This window comes from Hominibacterium faecale (assembly GCF_020734085.1).
Taxonomy (GTDB): Bacteria; Bacillota; Clostridia; order Peptostreptococcales; family Anaerovoracaceae; genus Hominibacterium; species Hominibacterium faecale.
In genome coordinates this window covers 240,488-259,377 of the sequence record NZ_JAJAGH010000003.1, presented here as the reverse complement: position 1 = coordinate 259,377, position 18,890 = coordinate 240,488, and the positions used below count along the sequence as shown (strand labels likewise).

The 18,890-nt window shown below is 46.9% G+C and carries 13 protein-coding genes; 5 read left to right on the top strand and 8 right to left on the bottom strand.

Annotated elements, in window-relative coordinates; translation table 11 throughout:
* Positions 1 to 65 precede the first annotated feature (65 nt).
* Both LG211_RS04005 and typA read right to left on the bottom strand, forming a co-directional pair.
* Entirely contained in the window at positions 66 to 872 is an 807-nt protein-coding gene (locus tag LG211_RS04005; RefSeq protein WP_148394587.1) for a mechanosensitive ion channel family protein, read from the bottom strand.
* A gap of 18 nt (positions 873 to 890) precedes the next feature.
* Positions 891 to 2,771, bottom strand: coding sequence for a translational GTPase TypA (typA, locus tag LG211_RS04000; RefSeq protein WP_148394585.1), 1,881 nt, complete (start codon positions 2,769 to 2,771; stop codon positions 891 to 893).
* Positions 2,772 to 2,984: 213 nt separating this feature from the next.
* On the opposite strand from typA, the gene LG211_RS03995 reads away from it, so the two are divergent.
* The 3 genes from LG211_RS03995 to LG211_RS03985 all read left to right on the top strand — a co-directional run bounded on the left by LG211_RS03995 (position 2,985) and on the right by LG211_RS03985 (position 5,941).
* Positions 2,985 to 3,539 (top strand): N-acetylmuramoyl-L-alanine amidase, encoded by a 555-nt coding sequence (locus tag LG211_RS03995; protein WP_148394583.1) that lies wholly within the window; start codon positions 2,985 to 2,987, stop codon positions 3,537 to 3,539.
* A gap of 227 nt (positions 3,540 to 3,766) precedes the next feature.
* Entirely contained in the window at positions 3,767 to 4,567 is an 801-nt protein-coding gene (locus tag LG211_RS03990; RefSeq protein WP_148394581.1) for an SDR family NAD(P)-dependent oxidoreductase, read from the top strand.
* Positions 4,568 to 4,585: 18 nt separating this feature from the next.
* A complete protein-coding gene (locus tag LG211_RS03985; protein ID WP_148394579.1) occupies positions 4,586 to 5,941 on the top strand; it encodes an aspartate aminotransferase family protein in 1,356 nt (451 codons plus the stop codon).
* 356 nt (positions 5,942 to 6,297) lie between these two features.
* Here LG211_RS03985 and LG211_RS03980 read toward each other — a convergent pair whose 3' ends face one another.
* From LG211_RS03980 to LG211_RS03965, 4 genes are all read right to left on the bottom strand, one after another.
* On the bottom strand, positions 6,298 to 10,926 hold the full coding sequence (locus LG211_RS03980; protein WP_269477026.1) for a hybrid sensor histidine kinase/response regulator: 4,629 nt from the start codon (positions 10,924 to 10,926) through the stop codon (positions 6,298 to 6,300).
* Between the two features lie 292 nt (positions 10,927 to 11,218).
* On the bottom strand, positions 11,219 to 12,595 hold the full coding sequence (locus tag LG211_RS03975) for an acetyl-CoA hydrolase/transferase family protein (protein WP_227754997.1): 1,377 nt from the start codon (positions 12,593 to 12,595) through the stop codon (positions 11,219 to 11,221).
* 21 nt (positions 12,596 to 12,616) lie between these two features.
* Positions 12,617 to 13,483, bottom strand: a complete 867-nt coding sequence (locus LG211_RS03970; protein WP_269477025.1) for a 3-hydroxyacyl-CoA dehydrogenase family protein — start codon at positions 13,481 to 13,483, stop codon at positions 12,617 to 12,619.
* A 257-nt stretch (positions 13,484 to 13,740) separates the two neighbouring features.
* On the bottom strand, positions 13,741 to 15,153 hold the full coding sequence (locus tag LG211_RS03965; protein WP_148394575.1) for a sigma-54 interaction domain-containing protein: 1,413 nt from the start codon (positions 15,151 to 15,153) through the stop codon (positions 13,741 to 13,743).
* A gap of 119 nt (positions 15,154 to 15,272) precedes the next feature.
* Between LG211_RS03965 and LG211_RS03960 the strand changes: the two genes are divergently transcribed.
* Together LG211_RS03960 and LG211_RS03955 are read left to right on the top strand one after the other, a co-directional pair.
* Positions 15,273 to 16,697: a sigma-54 interaction domain-containing protein gene (locus LG211_RS03960; protein ID WP_148394573.1), complete on the top strand. Its 1,425-nt coding sequence runs from the start codon at positions 15,273 to 15,275 to the stop codon at positions 16,695 to 16,697.
* A 99-nt stretch (positions 16,698 to 16,796) separates the two neighbouring features.
* A complete protein-coding gene (locus LG211_RS03955) occupies positions 16,797 to 17,936 on the top strand; it encodes a class I SAM-dependent methyltransferase (RefSeq protein ID WP_148394571.1) in 1,140 nt (379 codons plus the stop codon).
* A gap of 3 nt (positions 17,937 to 17,939) precedes the next feature.
* Here the strand turns inward: LG211_RS03955 and LG211_RS03950 are convergent, their stop codons facing one another.
* Both LG211_RS03950 and LG211_RS03945 read right to left on the bottom strand, forming a co-directional pair.
* Positions 17,940 to 18,566 (bottom strand): SdpI family protein, encoded by a 627-nt coding sequence (locus LG211_RS03950; protein WP_269477024.1) that lies wholly within the window; start codon positions 18,564 to 18,566, stop codon positions 17,940 to 17,942.
* Positions 18,563 to 18,832 (bottom strand): autorepressor SdpR family transcription factor, encoded by a 270-nt coding sequence (locus tag LG211_RS03945; RefSeq protein ID WP_148394567.1) that lies wholly within the window; start codon positions 18,830 to 18,832, stop codon positions 18,563 to 18,565. Before LG211_RS03945 ends, LG211_RS03950 begins: the two co-directional genes overlap by 4 nt.
* Positions 18,833 to 18,890 lie beyond the last annotated feature (58 nt).

Here is an 18,890-nt window from a genome sequence, read left to right as displayed (position 1 = left end):
TTCGGAGTCTCCTTTCTTTTACGTTTCCTAATATTTTATCACTCTCAGCGGCTTACCGCCACTATTTATTTCTTCTTGATATGAACGTCCATCTGCGGGAACGGAATGGTAATGCCCGCTTCATCGAACGCAAGCTTTACGTTCTCTTCCAGGAAGTATTTTACGTCCCAGTAATTGTCGGTCTCGCACCATACTTTCATATCAATGGAAATGCAATTGTCTTTCTGACCCGCGACCCCGATAATAGGCTGCGGATCTCGATATATCGCAGGGTGGGATTCGGCAATGGCTGCCAGGATATCCTTCGCCTGTTTGATATCGTCGTCGTATCCGATGTTAAAGCAGCAATCCACTCGCCGCTTGTTCTCTTTGGTGTAGTTGATCAAAACCGATGTGTTGACCATACCGTTGGGGATGGTGATCACCTTATTGTCATAGGTCTTCAGGTGCGTCACAAACAAATCAATGTCCCTCACCTGACCCGTCGTGCCGTTGATGTCGATATAATCATCTTGCGCAAAGGGTTTGTTGATGAGAATCATGATACCTCCTGCCACATTTGCCAAACTGTCCCTCAGGGCCAGAGCAATAGCCGCGCCCGCTGCCGCCAGCACAGTGATCAGACTGTTCATCTTAAAACCAAACCGCTCCATGATCATCAAAAGCAAAATGATCCACATGATAATCTTCGTTATTCTAAGGATAAATCGGTACAGCACCGGATCCAAAGAAGAGCGTTCCAGGGTTTTTTTGGCCACATGCAGCACGATCTTAATGACGATGTATCCAACGATCAATATGATCAGCGAAATACCTACATTGATCAACTTTTCCACAGTTGCATCGGAGACAGATAAATTGTCAAACATCATGACCTCCTAACTGACCAATCAGTCGATTTTTCTCCCGCTTCGTCTGCGGTCCAGCTCTTTTAATAACTTTTTACGCAGCCGTATATCGTCGGGAACGATCTCCACCAGTTCATCGTCATCGATGAACTCCAGCGCTTCTTCCAGGGTGAACTGTCTGGCCGGCGCCAGCTTAATATTATCATCGCTTCCCGCAGCCCGCATGTTGGTCGCTTTTTTTGCCTTGCACGGGTTGACCACCATGTCTTCGCTGCGGCTGTTCATACCGATGATCATGCCTTCATAGACCTTTGTTCCCGGTTCAATGAACATCTGCACCCGCTCACCGATGTTAAAGAGCGCATATGGAGTAGCGACTCCTTCCTCCTGGGCGATGGCGACCCCGTTGGTTCGCTGAGGAATATCACCTTTGTATTCATCAAATCCATCGAAGCGGCGCACCATGGTGCCTTCGCCTCTGGTATCATTGATGAATTCGGTCCGATATCCCAAAAGACCTCTTGTGGGAACCAGATATTCCATCCTTGTATATCCGTTCTCCGCACCCATCTCCCGCATGACGCCCTTTCGCAAGTTGAGCTTGGAAATGACGGAGCCGGTATATTCATCAGGAACGGAGATAATCACTTCTTCCATTGGCTCCAGCACCTTGTTCTTTTCATTCCTGCGCATGATGACTTCGGGCTTGGAAACCGCCAGCTCATAGCCTTCTCTTCGCATATTCTCAATGAGGATGGACAGGTGCAGTTCGCCCCTTCCAGAGACTTTGAAACAATCGGTGGAATCGGTTTCTTCCACCATCAGTCCCACATTGACCTCCAGCTCTTTGTCCAATCTTTCTTTGATATGACGAGAGGTTACAAATTTGCCCACCTTTCCGGCAAAGGGACTTTTGTTAACCATAAAGTTCATCGACAGAGTGGGTTCTTCAATGTGGATCATTTCCATGGGGTGAGGATTTTTCTCATCACAAATCGTTTCTCCGATGGAGATGTCTGCAATACCGGAAACAACCACAATGTCGCCGGACTGAGCCTCTTTTACCGGTACCCGTTTAAGTCCCCTATAAATGAACACTTGATTGACCTTCCTCTGTACGATGCTGCCGTCTCCTTTAGCTACGGCTACAGTCTGGGCTTCCCGCAGGACTCCTTTGGTAATTCGGCCGATTCCCAATCTTCCTATATAATCATCATACCCCAAAGTGGAGATTTGAAGCTGCAGCGGCTCATTATTCAGATCCGGGTACGGCTCCACATGTTTGATGATGGTGTCAAAAAGGGGCATAATGTCCAGGCCGTTCATGCCGGCAGCGGTTTTCCTGGCTTTCTTGTCTTCTGCGCCGACCTCGATGCCTTCGGCGTCCTTGGGGTCGTAAACAACGATTCCCTGCCTTGCGATTCCGTACAGGATAGGAAAATCCAGCTGCTTGTCGTTGGCTTCCAAGTCCATGAACAGTTCATAGACCTCATCCACTACTTCTTCGATCCGCGCATCCTTTTTGTCGATTTTGTTGATTAAGAGAATGGGATTTATACCCTGCTCCAGGGATTTTTTCAGTACAAAGCGGGTCTGGGGCATGGGTCCTTCGCTGGAATCCACCAGCAAAATAACCGTGTCCACCGTTTTCATGATCCGTTCCACCTCTGAAGAAAAATCCGCGTGACCCGGTGTATCAACGATATTGATCTTCACATCGTCGTGCATAACCGAACAGTTTTTTGAATAAATAGTTATTCCCCGTTCCCGTTCGATATCGTCGCTGTCCATGACGCAGTCCACCACATCCTGATTCTCCCGGAAAACGCCGCTTTGGTTTAAAAATGCGTCAACCAAGGTGGATTTCCCTGCATCGACGTGTGCGATCACCGCTATATTAATAATTTGTTGTCTTTCTGTCATTGCTGCTTTTTCCTGCTTTCTTTCCGTGCATTTCAGTTATAATCATACATGTAAATGTAACCGTATAATTTTATCATAGAATTCTAAAGTTTGCAAGTTTATGCAGCAAGAAAATTAAGGGTAAGGTCCGGGTTTCTCCTATACTTCTGTTAGTCTGTTGGAAATCACATTTTTAATCTTTCTACATATTATTAAGAAAAAGGAGGAATACCTATGCCCAGCATTTATCTGAGTCCTTCCGTTCAGGACTATAACCAGTATGTGACTGGTACCGGAAACGAAGAATACTACATGAATTTGATTGTCGATGCTATGGTTCCATATCTTCGCGCAAGTGATATCGACTTTACCCGCAATAATCCTTACGATACGCTGTCTCAGGTCATCGACCAGTCCAACGCCGGTGACTATGATTTTCATCTGGCCCTTCACTCTAACGCCGCTCCGGAAAATCTATCCGGCGCAATTCAGGGCCCGGATGTATACTATTATGCCGACCGTGCTTCCGGTCAGCGGGCAGCTGACTTTTTCGCAGATAATCTGAGAAAAATCTACCCCAATCCCAGCCTGGTCGCTACAATTCCCAATATTTCTCTGGCTGAATTGCGTCGGGTAAAGGCCCCTGCCAATTTGATCGAGCTTGCTTACCACGACAATTACGACGATGCCCAGTGGATTATCGGTCATATCGATGTCATCGCACAAAAACTGGTTCTTTCTCTCACTCAGTATCTTGGTATACCCTTTCGCAAGCCTTCTTCAAAATAAACAATCATTGCTTTTTTAAGTAAAACGTTTATCCGGCCCGTTTATCAATTTTGACTGGTAATTTGTCAAATATGACAAATTACCGGCAGATTTATCGCCGATTATCGTCTGTTGGTCCCTGTTTATCTTCTTTTAACTGGCAGCGCTTTATCTGGCACAGTTCTTGCTTTCTATATGGACAGTGCACTTACAAGTTAACGTACGTTTCCATAAGGAGGTATTTGAACATGGTTCAATCATTTGTAAATTTTGAGGGGCAGGTATGTCTTATAACCGGTGCCGGCAGCCCAGCGGGAATCGGTTTTTCCACAGCAAAAATTCTCGGCAATCTGGGGGCAAAGATCGCGCTAACTGCCACCACGGACCGGATCTTCGACCGGGTCAGAGAACTGGAGGCCTTGGGGATTACGGCAAAAGGCTACATTGCCGATCTGATGGACCGCGGCCAGACAGCAGACATGGTCGGCCAGGTGGTCGAAGATTTTGGAGAAATCCACGTCCTCATCAATAATGCCGGTATGGTTCAAGTGGGCCAGGAAGAAGATTTTTCGGAAATGCTTAACATTACCTACGAAAGCTGGGATATATCCATTAACCGCAATCTGACCCTTTGTTTCAATGTGACGAAAGAGGTTCTTCCCTGCCTGGTAAAAGGCAATTACGGAAGAATCGTCAACGTTTCCTCTGTAACTGGACCGATCGTGAGCAATCCAGGCGAGGCTGCATACAGTGCCGCCAAAGCTGCCATTATCGGCATGAGCCGTGCCCTGGCCATTGAATCGGGCATTCATAACATTACCGTCAACAACATACTTCCAGGCTGGATCGAAACCGCTTCCCAGACGGAAGCCGAGGCAGCCGCAGGGCTCAATACGCCCATGAAGCGGAGCGCCAAACCTGAGGAGGTCGCCAACGCCATCGTGTTCCTTGCATCCAAAGAAGCCTCCTATATCACCGGCGAAGCGCTGGTCGTCGATGGCGGAAATACGATACAGGAATATAAAGGTCCTTCCGACCTATATTATTAAAGAGAAAGGAATTAAAAAATGACAGAGATCAATCGCGAAAAATTAAAGGCCCAGTATCAAAAAGAAATGGAGCTCTTTGAAAAAAAACACAAGAAATCCGGCGAGCTTTATAAAAAAGCCCAAGACAGCCTGCTGCAGGGCGTTCCCATGAACTGGATGACCAAGTGGGCCGGAAGCTATCCCGTCTTTGTGGCCAAAGCCAAAGGCGCCCATTTCCAGGATGTGGACGGCAATGACTATCTGGATTTTTGTCTGGGAGATACAGGCTCCATGATCGGACATGCTCCAGAGCCCGCCGTCAAGGCCATTTCGGAATACGCTGCCCAGGGGACCACTTTCATGCTGCCCACTGAGGATGCCGTCTGGAATGCGGAAGAACTGCAGAGAAGGTTCGGCATGAAATACTGGCAGTTCGCCACCAGCGCCACGGACGCCAATCGTTTCGTTCTGCGTCTTGCAAGAGAGGTCACTCAGCGGCCTAAAGTCGTGGTTTACAACTGGTGCTATCACGGTACTGTGGACGAAACGGTAGCGATCATTGATGAAACCACTGGAAAGACGGTGGCCAAACCTGGAAGCCTGGGGCCTCAATGCGACCCTGCCATTACCACCAAGGTCATCGAGTGGAACGATGTTCAGGCTCTGGAAGACGCCCTGAAAGACGAAGATGTTGCAGCTGTTCTGGCAGAACCGGTCATGACCAACTGCGGCATCGTTCATCCCCAGCCGGGCTACCATGAAAAGCTGCGGGAATTGACGAAAAAATACGGCACACTTTTAATCATTGATGAAACCCATACCATCTGCGCCGGTGTAGGCGGATGCACCAAAGCGTACGGACTCGAGCCGGACATGGTGGTTGTCGGCAAAACGGTTGCCGCGGGTATTCCCGCCGCAGCTTACGGATTCAGCGCTGATCTGGGTGCAAAAGCAGCGGCGGCCATTCCTCCGGAGCTGTGCGACATCGGCGGAATCGGCGGAACGCTGGCTGCCAACGCGCTGAGTATGCACGCTATGCGCGCTGTCCTCAGTGAAGTCCTGACGGAGAAATTTTATGACAAAAATATCCCCCTGGCCGCGCGGTTCAATGAAGGCGTTCAGGGCGTTATTGATAAATACGATCTTCCCTGGAACACCACACAGCTGGGATGCAGAACCGAATATTGGTTCCGCAAAGAGCCTGCGCAAAACGGCGGGCAGGCAGAAGCTGCCGTTGACTTTGAGCTGGATCAGTACATGCATCTAGCTAGCCTCAACCGGGGAATCCTCATGACCCCGTTCCACAATATGGCGCTGATCACTGCTGAAACCAGCCAGGCTGATATCGACAAGCACACGGCTGTTTTCGAAGAAATCGTAAAAAATATCTTGTAATTGATTGAGCTGGCACGCAGAGTGCAATATTGAAAAGTGAACGACACTAAAAAAATATGACATTCTAGCGGCACTTTTATCCCAGTATATGAACGGTTCCCATATGAAACGATCGGGATATGAGAAAACCGATTTCGATATTGATACGTTTTTCCACGTTGGATTGAAAAAGGATTAACAAAGTATCAGTATCGAAGTGATTTTCTTTAAATCCCGATCATTTCGTATGATGCCATTTTGTATATCAGGGCAATATTGCTGCCAAAATATCTTAACCTGCAAAAACATCTTGTTTTCTGATCATTCTTTCAAATCGTCGATCCAGAGGCTTAGGATACAAGCCGGTTCACATCCAGCTACGCCTCCGACTCCAATACCCGGCCGATGGTTTTGCGGAGTACCTCCACATCCAGAGGCTTGGCTATATGGGCATTCATCCCCGCCTCCAGTGCTGACTTAATATCCTCAGCAAAAGCATTGGCAGTCATGGCGATGATGGGAATCCTTGCCGCATCCTGCCGCGTTTGACTGCGAATAACGCGAGTCGCCTCATACCCGTTCATCTCTGGCATTTGAATATCCATGAGAATCGCATCATAGGTACCTGGCTCTGCATCGAGAAAAGCTTCCACTGCTTGACGTCCATCTGTACAAACGATGGTTTCGGCCCCATACATGTCCAGCAACTCACAAAGGATTTCTGCATTGACCGCATTATCCTCAGCAATCAGAAATCTGCATCCATCGAAACGTTTTTCCGGCTTCATCTTATTACCCATTGGTTCAAAGACCTTATTCTTATGATCCTTTTCTTCTGCCGCAATTTCACATTCCAATTCCACACTGAAGATGCTGCCCTCATTAGGTTTACTTTTTACGGAAATCGTACCTCCCATTAAATCGATCAATCCTTTAGTAATACTGAGTCCCAATCCGGTTCCTTCAATGGAGCTGACTCCCAGGCTGCGGGCAAAGGGGTCGAACAAATGGGTCAGAAAATCTTGCGACATCCCGATTCCAGTATCTCTGACTGTGAACTTATAACGGGCATATCCCTTTTGTTTTGCAGGTTCCAGCTCCTCCACCAGAAAATCAATGCTTCCGCCCCTGGGAGTAAACTTGATTGCGTTACTTAAAAGATTAATGAAAATCTGGTTCATACGCAGTACATCACCATAAAACAGCTGGTGTCTGACATTTCCAGCCTCGATCTTTAGCTTAAGGTCAGCAGCTGCTGCCTGCGGCATCATCATGTCCGCCAGCTGCCCGATCAGATCAGGAAGAACAATCTGCATGTGGTTGAGGGTAATTTTAGAGCGTTCGATCTTGCTCATATCCAAAACATCATTAATTAAGCTCAATAAATGTTTGGATGAAATGGATATTTTGTCCAGGCAATCAGCTACTCGCTTTTGATCACCCAAATGAGCCACAGCCAATGAGGTCATGCCCATAATCGCATTCATCGGGGTACGGATATCGTGGCTCATTGAAGACAAGAATACACTCTTTGCCTGGTTGGCTTCTTCTGCCTGTGCCAAAGCTTTTTCCAGTTCTTTTTTCCGCTGTCTTTCCTCAGCAAGCATATCGGTCACATCCGCCCTCACCAAGCAGAGGGTCCGATGATTGGAATCCCCCCATAGGACATTGATCTGTTTGTATCGTTCGCGGCCTTCTGTACGATACGGAAACAGAAAGTCATATCCGCTCGGCTTTTCTTGCAGGCGCATCACCATATTTTGAATTTGAAACTGAATCTGCGACTCCTGCCGGTTTTCATCCATTCCATAACGGTCGACAAAACGTGTGATGGAGGCCTCATAATCTTCAATGTAATGAGGCGGCAGATTATTTAGAACCGTATCTCTTGTATAGAGCGTAAAATGTTTGCTCCCAAGATCAATAAAGCTGGCCAATTCAAAGGTATAAGCGATCATGCGCAGCAGTCCCTGCTGTTCCCTTACCGAGTCAGTGATGTCCGTACTGGATAGGCATATCCGGTCCAATCGCTCATCAGTATTGGAAACCGTCATTTTTTTAGTGCGTATATCGCCTTTTTCCTCAGCAATTGAATAAGTAAATGTATAAGATCCGTTCTTCAAGCTCTCCCTCATATACTCCGGATCCAGGCTATCTCGATATAAATCTTTATCTCTTGGCACAATTTTTGTGTGCAGCATATATGCCGTCCATTGGGAAAAACTCCCCGGACAGACAGGTATACAATCACTTTCTCCATTGTGGGCCAGCACCGTACAGCGATCGTCCGTCAAGTCAATATCGATTACAAAATCGTAGCCAGTAACCGATAAATTATGAAGCGCCCGATCAGCGATCGTCCGCTCCGTAACGTCGGTAACTGTTAAGATCCCCGTAATATCATCACTGTCGGGAGCTGCAATCATATTCATCTTAATTTCAACGTAGCGGCCCTTTGCTTCTTTGGGCAGCTTGACAAAGCATTCCATCTTCTGTTCCGAGTCCCCGCGTTCAAAGGCTTTCATCGCAGGTTCATTCAGATAAATGCTCAAAAATCGCTTTCGATCCTCCTCCGGTATAAAATTAGAAAGGCCGTAAAAAAAAGCATCCCGATTAAAGCCAAAGGTATCGAGCAAATCCGAATAGGAATAATCAATCACATCTAAAATCATGTTTTGGGTAATATTGCAGTGTCCGATAATAAGCGCATTCGGCCCCGGCGTATGATAATGGCTCATAATCAATTCTTGATATTGCCTGCGAAGCTGCTCCTTTTCTTCCCGTTCTTTTGTCATTTCATGATAGACGGCATATACACGGCTTCCCCCGCCTTCGCTAGGAAATAATGTAAGCGTGTTTTTTACCCAAACATAACTATCCGTTCCTTTTCGAAGACGATAAACAATTTCACAGCGATTATTGTCACTGGTAATGTAAGCGCGCATCTGTTCTTTAACATGCTCCCAATCATCCGGATGCACACCGGACATGGCGTCTTTTTCATACAGCTCCCATGCCTCATCCAAGGACATACCCGTCATTTCTGCAAAACCATCGGACAAAAACTCTGGTACCATATGTCCGTCCTCTTCATAATGTACGACGGCCACTCCTCCTGGAAGATTTTTCACTACTGTTTGAAAATATTGCTCCAAGCGTTCTTTTTCACTCTTGGTTTTCATCTCTTCTGTAACATCATGAATATATTTAATATAGGCGGATATTCCATTCCATTCGATTTCCCGGAAGCGGGTTTTATAAAACTGGCCCGTTTCTTCTATCGCCATTTCGTGCTCGCTTCCATCGGGATCATGAGTGCCGAGGGTACAGAATTCGCAGGGTGAATCCTTACCATGCAGCGCTTTATAACATTTTTCTCCTAGACAGTTTTGTTCATTTACAAATAGTGCTTTTGACTCATTGGAATATAAAAGCTCGTAATTGTCTTTGCTGATTACATATATCCCATCTGCCGTTTCATCAGCAATACTCTGAAACAATCGAGTCTCGGCCGACATTCCTGTGAACACAGCATAGAATTTTGTGGATTCCGACAATGGTCCCATACGTCTCCCATTGAGGTGGATCCAAACCAAATGCCCGTCTTTATGCTCCATCCGGTAGGAGACGTCCATCACCGTTCCGTTTTCAATGGCAGATTGGGCGGCTGCCGCTACCCGCTCCTTATCTGGTTCATAAATGAGATTCAGAGCATTGCCGCCCAGCAGCTCCTCGTACTCTTTCCTTGTATGTCCGGAGAGGGCCGTAACTCCATCTGAAAAAAAGACAGGTATAAAGCGCCCTTCTTCTATCCGGTAACTGGCAATACCTCCTGGTATAGAATTAATCAAAAGATCCTTTTCCGACTGGGTCTCTTTCAGGTCGGAAATGTTATGGAATACGCAGTGCAGCAGCGGGCAGCCGTTTTCTTCACCGATCCATTTTATCTGGGCCCGGACCCATACGATCTGCCCGTCCTTGTGCTGTTTTCGAAATTCAATTTCCCCAGTTCCGCGGCTTTCAATAACTTCCTTCGCCTTTGAAACGACTTTCATTGTATCTTCAAAGTACGTCAGTTCCGCTGCGTCTTGTTTAATTAACTGCTGATATTCTTCAGCTGTGTATCCGGAAAGTTCGGGAACACCCTCAGAGAAGTAAATTGTTTCAAAAATATCCGATACCTTATAGATCGCCACACCTCCCGGTATGGCATTTACGATATCCTGTATTTTTTCACTGGTATCTGTCATCTCTTTTTCCAATTGTACCCGTTCGCTGACATCGGTGTACACACCGTATAGAAGCTTCTTTCCAGCTTCTGCTTCTTTAACCGATCCATGAAGGTCAAAATACCGGTATTCCTGCCTTAAGTCATTCCATATACGGAAAGTGTGCCGCAAAATACCGTTTTCCCGGCTCGCCTTTAAGATTTTTTCTTTCAGAAGAGATAAGTCCTCCGGATGAACACCCAAAAAGGTTGTCTCTTTTTCCAGTAAAGAACTTTGCTCAGGGGAATATCCCGCCATTTCGTAAAAAGCATGATTATGGAACAGCAGCGTAATGTGTTCTTGGTCTAATTGATAAACACCAAGTCCGCATGGGATGCTGCTGAAAAACTCCTGAAAATTTTGCTTTTTTGTTTGAAGGTCGGCCTGCTCACCTTGACGATCTTCCTCAAGGTAAGTAAGGTCAGCCGTTCCATTCTCCCACGGAATGGACTTGCTTCTAAAACGATAGCTGCACCCATGTTGCGGGCAGAAGAATTTGCCTGATCGGGCAATAGGAATTTTGTTTTTCCCCCCATTAAAAAAAGGACAGGGTCCTTCAAACCCCGCCGGACAAGAGCCAGTTGCTTTACAGCCTTGTGTTGAAGAAAAAAATCGTCTTTTTGCCATCTTATTCGCATAAAGCAATTCCCGGCTGTCCATCGCACTGACATATGCGGATACCGGCGCATCATCTAATAGGTCTATGATTGGATCAATAGCCCGATTTTTTTCCAACATTCTCTCGTTCCTCCCTTTGGACGGATCTAAAACTTGTCCCCAAACCGTCAGTCCATTTCACATGCCTTCATTCTAGCATAGAAACCTGAATTCTACAATCTTTTTACTGTGAAGGAACCCTCTAAAAATCGGAGTTTAAATGTATATTCCTGCAACACATCACCCATAATCAGGTACGCCCGCAAGCAATGGAAAAAATATTTTTTCCATTGCTGAGGTGTCCCCAGCCCCGATTGAAAGAGGGCTGTGTTTTATTGCACTTATACTTTAAATAAGAGGAAACATCGTTTTATCAATACTGAACTTTGCTGCTGTTCTTCCAAATTCCCATTTTCTCTGCTTCTCGAATCAAGTCTTCTTGGAACCTTGGATGGGCGATAGAAATCAAAAGTTCTGCCCTCTCCCATGTAGATTTACCCTTGAGATTGACTGCGCCAAACTCTGTAACCACATAATGTGTGGCGCTTCTAGGTGCCGAAACAATGGATCCTTGAGGCAGGGTGGGCATAATCAGAGACTGGACGCTGCCGTCACGATTGGTCCTGGTTGACGGCGTGCACAGGAAACTTTTTCCGCCCTGAGACTGAAAGGCTCCCATTACGAAGTCCAGCTGTCCGCCTGTACCGCCGATATGCTGCAGTCCTGCCGATTCGGAATTGACCTGTCCGAAGAGATCCACCTGCAGGCAGCTGTTGATGGAGACCACTTTATCATTGGCCGCAATGACTTCAACAGCATTGACATAATCCACCGGCGCCACATAGCCCATCGGATTATCGTCCAAAAAGTCATAGACTTCTTGAGAACCCATAGCAAAAGTAAACACCATTTTGCCTTTGTTGGTACGCTTATTGCCAGTGATTTTTCCTGCTTTATACAAATGCACATAAGCGTCTACGAACATCTCCGTATGTACGCTCAGATCATTGATATCCGATTCAGCGATTTTCTGTCCCACGTAGTTGGGCATTCCCCCGATTCCCAGCTGGAGGGTGGAGCCGCTTTCAATCCGTTCTGCAATATGTTCGGCAATTTTCTTTTCCGCCGCAGTAGCCTCTTTTGCGACGATGTTGGGCAATGGTCTGGCTTGCCCTTCCACTACCAGATCAATCTGGGAAATGTTGATGGTGTTTTGCATGCCATGAATAATCGGCTGACATGGATTTACTTCTACAATAACCTTCTTTGCCGATTTCATGATGCCCCAATATTCAGCCAGCTGGGGTCCGAAATTAAAATTCCCGTACTGATCCATCGGCGCTACCTGGAACATAGCCACATCGATGGGGCCGACGTTTTCGGCCATGTATTTGGGATTTTCCCGGAACTGGACCGGAATGAACCAGCAGCAGCCCTGTTTGTTCATCTTACGGTCCAAACCGCTCATGTGGGTGGACAAGTATTTAAAGTGTTTTGCCTGTGGATCCGCCTGAAGGATAGCAGGGGGCTCCGGATAATTCCATATGGTATCCATCACCAATACGTTTTCCAATTCTTCCGTTCTCTTGGCCAGGGCCAGATCCAAATCCCTTACAATGCCTCCAAAGAGTCCGTAGTGAACCCGATCGCCGGATCTCACTACCTTGACTGCTTCATCGGCAGTTACCAGTTTTTTTTCGTATTCACTGGCAACATCGCTCATCTTACAAAACGTTTTTCTTTCTTCCATTGATTGTTCTCCTCCTGTTATCTATTTGCTGTATTCGTAAAATCCTTTTCCTGTCTTGCGGCCATACTCGCCTTTGGCATAGTGTTCCGTCAGGCAGGCGGCCGGCCGGTCCGCCATATCACCGGTTGTCCGGAATTTTTCCATATATACGTTGTATTCCAGATCGATCCCTGTCATATCCAGGGTCTCAAGGGGCCCCATGGAATGTCCCAGAGCACCTTTGACTGCCGTATCGATATCTTCGATGGAGGCAATGCCCTGATCCACCAGATAACATGCTTCCTTTGTCAGAGCGCTGAAGATACGGTTTACAACAAAACCATAGATTTCCTTTTCAATGGCAACCGGTGTCTTTCCTATGCTTTCTACAAAAGCGTATGCCGTATCAAAGGTCTCTTTGGCCACATGAGGGCCTCTGACAACTTCCACCACTTTCATCACCAGCGCCGGATTAAAGAAATGTACGTTCAGCACTTTTGATGGATCGCAGACAGCGTCCGCAAAGCGGGAACTGACGATATAAGAACTGTTGCTGGCAAAGACGGTATGCGCCGGAGTCGCAGCGTCCATAGCTGCCAGCGCCTTTTTCTTAACAGTAACAATGTCCGATACAGCCTCTACTACAAAATCGGCATCCTTTCCTGCTGCAGCCGTATCGGTGGTAAAGGTCAGAGCTTTTTGTATTTCCCGGGCTTCAGAATCTTTCATTTTCCCCTTGCTCACTCTTTTTTCTAACCAGGAATCGGAGAATTCCGCTGCCTTCTTAATCATATCTTCACTGATATCGTAACAAACGACCTGATAACCATGCATCGCTGTCTGTATCGCGATTTGATTCCCCATGATACCGGCGCCCATTACCGTTACCTTTTTAATAGCGTCTAACATGTTTTCATCTCCTTCATCGTGTTTTCTTTATCTTACTAATCGCAACTGGCATGCCAATTTCGCGGCGCAGCTTCAATTTCTATCAAAAAACAGACACAGCCATTGAAAAACCCAGAAACTTTTTTTCAAAAGTCTCTGGGTTTTCTGACTGTGCCCCTTTTATATCTTTCAAATCGATGCAGTTTTACATCGTTATAAGATGTCGTCTTGCATAATTACATCACTTTGATGCTGATTCCCTCTTTAACTGGATTTGCTTATAATCCGTATTTTTTTAATTTCCGGATCACGGTAGACTGATCCACCTGCAGCGCCACGCCTACTTTTCTGCTGGAACCGTATTTTTCCTTTGCTTTTTTGAGCAGCTCTTTTTCGTAATTTTCCATAGCCTGCTGCAGCGGCACTTCTCCCTTTTCGTTCTTTTGCACATTGGCCCCCTCTTCCATCCAGGGGATATCATCCAGCTGCAAATACTCGTTGCTGCTGACTATCACCATGTTTTCCACAGTGTTTTTTAATTGACGGATGTTTCCCGGCCAGCTGTATGATTCAAATTCTTTAATTACTTCATAGGTGATCTTTTTGTCCTGTCCGTATTCCTTGTTAAATTTTCTTAGAAATTTTAATGTCATGGGTGCGATTTCCCCTTTTCGTTCTTTCAGCGGCGGAAGATCAACACTGATCACGTTGAGCCGATAGAACAAATCCTCACGGAATTGCTGGTCATCCACCATTTTCACCAAATCTCGGTTGGTCGCGGCAACGATCCGCACATCCACTGGAATCGTGCGCGTTCCGCCTACCCTCACAACAGTTCGGGATTCAAGCGCCCGCAAGAGCTTGACCTGCAGGTTCAGGCTCATTTCTCCGATCTCATCCAGGAAAAGCGTTCCTCCTGACGCAGCTTCAAACAGCCCAACCTTCCCTCCTTTGGCCGCCCCGGTAAAAGCCCCTTCTTCGTACCCGAACAGCTCACTTTCCAATAAATTCTCAGGAATCGCGCCGCAGTTAACGGTGATAAACGGTTTATCTTTTCGCAGCGTATTTTTTTCGTGCAGATATCTGGCTACCACTTCCTTGCCCACACCCGACTCTCCACAGATCAGTACAGTCGTATCAAAGGAGCAGACCTTTCCCAGCAAAGCATAGATATCCCGCATCCTGGGATCGGTCACGACAATCGTTTCTCCGCCTCCGTCCTCGTCTCCTTCAGCAGTCATTTGATCAAAGTAAAGCTTTTCCATCTTCTTCGCCTTCAACAGCTCTTCCTGCAGTTCATAGATTTCGGAGATATCTCTTGTATTGACAACAACTCGTTTTATTTGGCCGTTTTCATCAAAGATCGGCCGGCCGGTAGCCATAATGTTACGCCCATGCTGGGTTGTATGGTGGAGAGATACCGGTCCCTTCTGCTGTATGGCCAGCAGGACCGCAGAATTTTTCATCCATACAGGATTCAAAAACTCCTTAATATTATGGCCGATCATGTCTTCCTTTTTAATCCCAGTATTTCGTACATAAGAGGTATTTGCAAGGAGAGCGTTTCCTTGTCCGTCGGTAACCAGAATTCCGTCGAAGGAACCTTCTATAATCTCTTCCAGTTCCTCCATAATCAGTCTGGTATCTTCTAATTCCAGTTCCGTTTTTCTTTGTTCCATCTGTTTTTCCATAAATTTGCCCCTCTCATAGATGTCTCTATTATATTCTCATAGACGGTTTCTTGTCAAAGATTTGTCAAATTTGACAAGCCGGCAGATGTTGCTATACTATGTACAGGAGGTAGAACTTAATGGAATTAGGTCGTATTAAAGAAACTGTACAAAAAGCGGCGGAAGCAATTACTGCCGCGCTTGGAATTGAGACGGAAATCGTGGATTCCCATCTGATGATCATCGGAGGTACTGGCAGATATTTGGATAAAGTCGATTCTTATGAAGAAGGCGGCGATTTGGAGTCTCCATATTTGTACGGGTATCTGCTCAAAACCTGCTCCCATTATATCTGCCTGGACCCGGCAAAGGATCCCCTATACGATCCCCAGGAAAAGGAACTGGCAGAAATCTGCTGCCCCATTGTAATTGAAGGACAGGCAGCAGGGCTCATCGGCCTCGTGGCCTTCACTTCTGAGCAGAAAGAGAAGATTGGGACCAAACAAGAAACGCTGCTGGCCTTCCTCAAAATCATGGCCGAATTGATCGCCAGCAGACTGCTGGTAGAACTGCACAATCGTTCCCTGCGGCAGCGTCTCAATTCAGCGCTGGACATGTCGGCGGCTTCCGGGAGCTTTGACTCCATCATCGGCGATTCTCCGGTCATGGCTCGATTAAAACAGCGTGCTTTTCAGATTTCTTCCAGCGATTCCACGGTTCTCATCACCGGCGAAAGCGGCACCGGCAAGGAACTCTTTGCCCGGGCCATCCATACTTCAAGTTCCAGAAATCAAAAACCCTTCATATCCATCAATTGCGGCGCTATTCCGGAAATGCTGCTGGAAAGCGAATTATTCGGTTATGAAAAAGGGGCTTTTACCGGAGCCGATAAAAACGGCAAGATCGGAAAATTCGAGCTGGCCGACGGTGGTACTATTTTTCTCGATGAAATCGGAGACATGCCCCTTCACCTGCAAGTCAAGCTGCTCCGGGTACTTCAAACCAGACAGATCGACAAAGTGGGCGGCCAGTCGCCCGTCTCTATCGACGTGCGGATCATCGCTGCCACCAATCAGGATTTGGAAGCCATGATTAAAGAGAATCAGTTCCGGGAAGATCTGTACTTTCGTCTCAGCGTCATTCCTCTCCACATCCCTGCTCTCAGACAGCGGCCGGAGGACATCCCCCAGTTGATCGACCATGCCTTTTGCAAATTCCAGGACAAGCTGGGCAAGGATATCAAGACCATCAGCCGCAGCGCTTATCAATGCCTAGCCGCTTATGCCTGGCCGGGAAACGTTCGTGAGTTGGAAAACGCCCTCGAGTACGCCATTAATATGGAAACTTCCCAAGCCATTCAGATTGAAAACCTTCCCGATAAGATTCGAAATCCTCATACCAGTTCGGGTTCCGCAATGGATTTTAAAAAGCAGAGCGCCGACTACCAAAAGCAGCTGATCATCCGTTGTTTAGAGGAAACCGGCTGGTCTGTGGAGGGGAAACGAGAGGCGGCAAAGCGGCTGGGTATCAGCGAATCGACGCTGTATCGACGGCTGCGGGGCTAAAACCAACCTGTCCGGCAGGCTTGGAAAATCCGGCTGGGATTTTGAAGGAGGATATGTTACACTTGTAACGAATCGATTGAAGCAAGAGAAAGGTATATTATGAATCAGTTAAAAGAAACGTTTTCCACCTGTCTTTTCGAAAGGACGCCGGTCAAGATTATATTCAGCAGTCCGCGGAAAAAATCCCTGCCCTATCGCCGCGTCACCATCAGGCCGCTCCTTCACTGCGGCAGACCCTCCTGGCAGGCCGAATACACTTACGAAAAGAAGGCTATTCACGAAAATATTGAGAACGAACAGATTTTAGAGTTCTGCATTGATTTTGTCCTTCGGGATTTCAAACAGATCAACCTTTTTACAGAAGAAGAGGATGTGCAGATTCTGGCGGCAAAGCCGGACCGCCCCAGGATCACCCGGAAGCCGGGCACTTTAAAACAGGAGAATCTGGAGCATAATCAAGCGAAACAGTATATTATCCCCGACGGAACGCCCTGTGATTTTCTCATCCGCCTGGGCGTCATGAATGAGCAGGGCAAAGTTTTTCCAAAGCACTATGCCAAGTTCCGTCAGATCAACCGCTTCCTGGAGATCCTGCAGGACGTATTTCCCCACCTTCCCGATACCCGCGAAAAACCTCTGCGGATCATCGATTTCGGCTGCGGGAAAGCATATCTGACCTTTGCCCTCTACCATTATCTCAATGTGATGAAGAGCATGAATGCGGAGGTCATCGGCCTTGATCTGAAAGAGGATGTGATTGCCTTCTGCGGCCAGACGGCCTATGATCTGGGTTATACGAACCTGCAGTTTCTCATGGGAGATATCGCGGATTATACCAGCGATCACGCGGACATGGTCGTTACCCTTCATGCCTGCGACACAGCCACCGATTACGCGCTGATCAATGCGGTCAAGTGGAATACTTCGGTCATTCTTTCCGTACCCTGCTGCCAGCATGAGCTCTTTTCCCAGATTAAAAACGATCTGCACCAGCCCATGTTCAAACATGGCATTATCAAGGATCGGTTTACCGAACTGCTCACCGACGGCCTGCGCGGACTCAAACTGGAAGCCTGCGGCTACGATGTGGCCATGATCGAATTCACCAGCCTGGAGCACACTTCGAAAAACATTATGATAAAAGCGGTCAAAACCAAAGCCGCCAATTCCAAAGCTGCTGAAGAGTACGAGAAGCTGAAAGCATTCTACCAGGTAAAGCCGGCCATCGACTGCCTTTAAGGCTTATTGATGTTTTAAATAATATCTGTACGAACCGATAAAAGGAAACGCTACCATAATGAAAACAAGAATCAGGGTTACATAGGGGATTTTAAGAAAAGCGTTGGCAATCATTAAAATTCCCGCAGCAACCCACACAAATCCTGCCGTCCGGTGGGTATAATTCCAGTTATCTTCATTCTGCAGCGTCCAGGGCAGCTTGATGCCGATCGTATAGTTTTGCTTGCATTTGGGCAGATAATTGCCCGCGATCACGATCATAACCCCTACCAGAGAACCAATGATCATACCTATGGGAATATCTTTTCCAAGAGCAATGAATAGGGTCACCGGCATGGCTACATTGCAGATTACCGGGCAAATCCAAAAAACAAGGCGGCGTATGACTTCCGGCTGCCGCTCTCTTTTGGGATCCCGATTGGTTGTAAAAATGGCCAGCGCGTCCACTGCGGCGAGAAACACCGGCAGCCCCACGACGACCAGAGCCTTAGACGCATAGTTATCAGGATTGCCTGTTGTATCGAAATGGATGGCCATCTGCTGTGGCAATTTATCCCAAAGAATGATCCCCAACAAAATGGGCAATAAGCATAAAACGACCGATAAAACAGTCTGACTGCGTTTCATCATCTTTTTTCCCCTCCAAACTGTGATAACCACAGCATAAGTTCCTCAAAGACTGAGGAATTCAATTCATAATAGATGTAGTTTTTTTGTTTGTTTTCTGCGACCAGACCAGCTTTTTTCAATTGAGATAAATGATAGGAAATCGTTGCGCCGGTCATCTCAAATTTGCTGGCGATTTCACCGGCGGGCATTGGCCCATTTCTGAGCATAATCAAAATTTCTCTTCTCACGGGATCGGACAATGCCTTGAATGTTTTCTGAAAACCCAAATGCCTACCTCCTGATCAACAGTATTTAGAAATATTTCTAAATAGATTCTAACAGTTA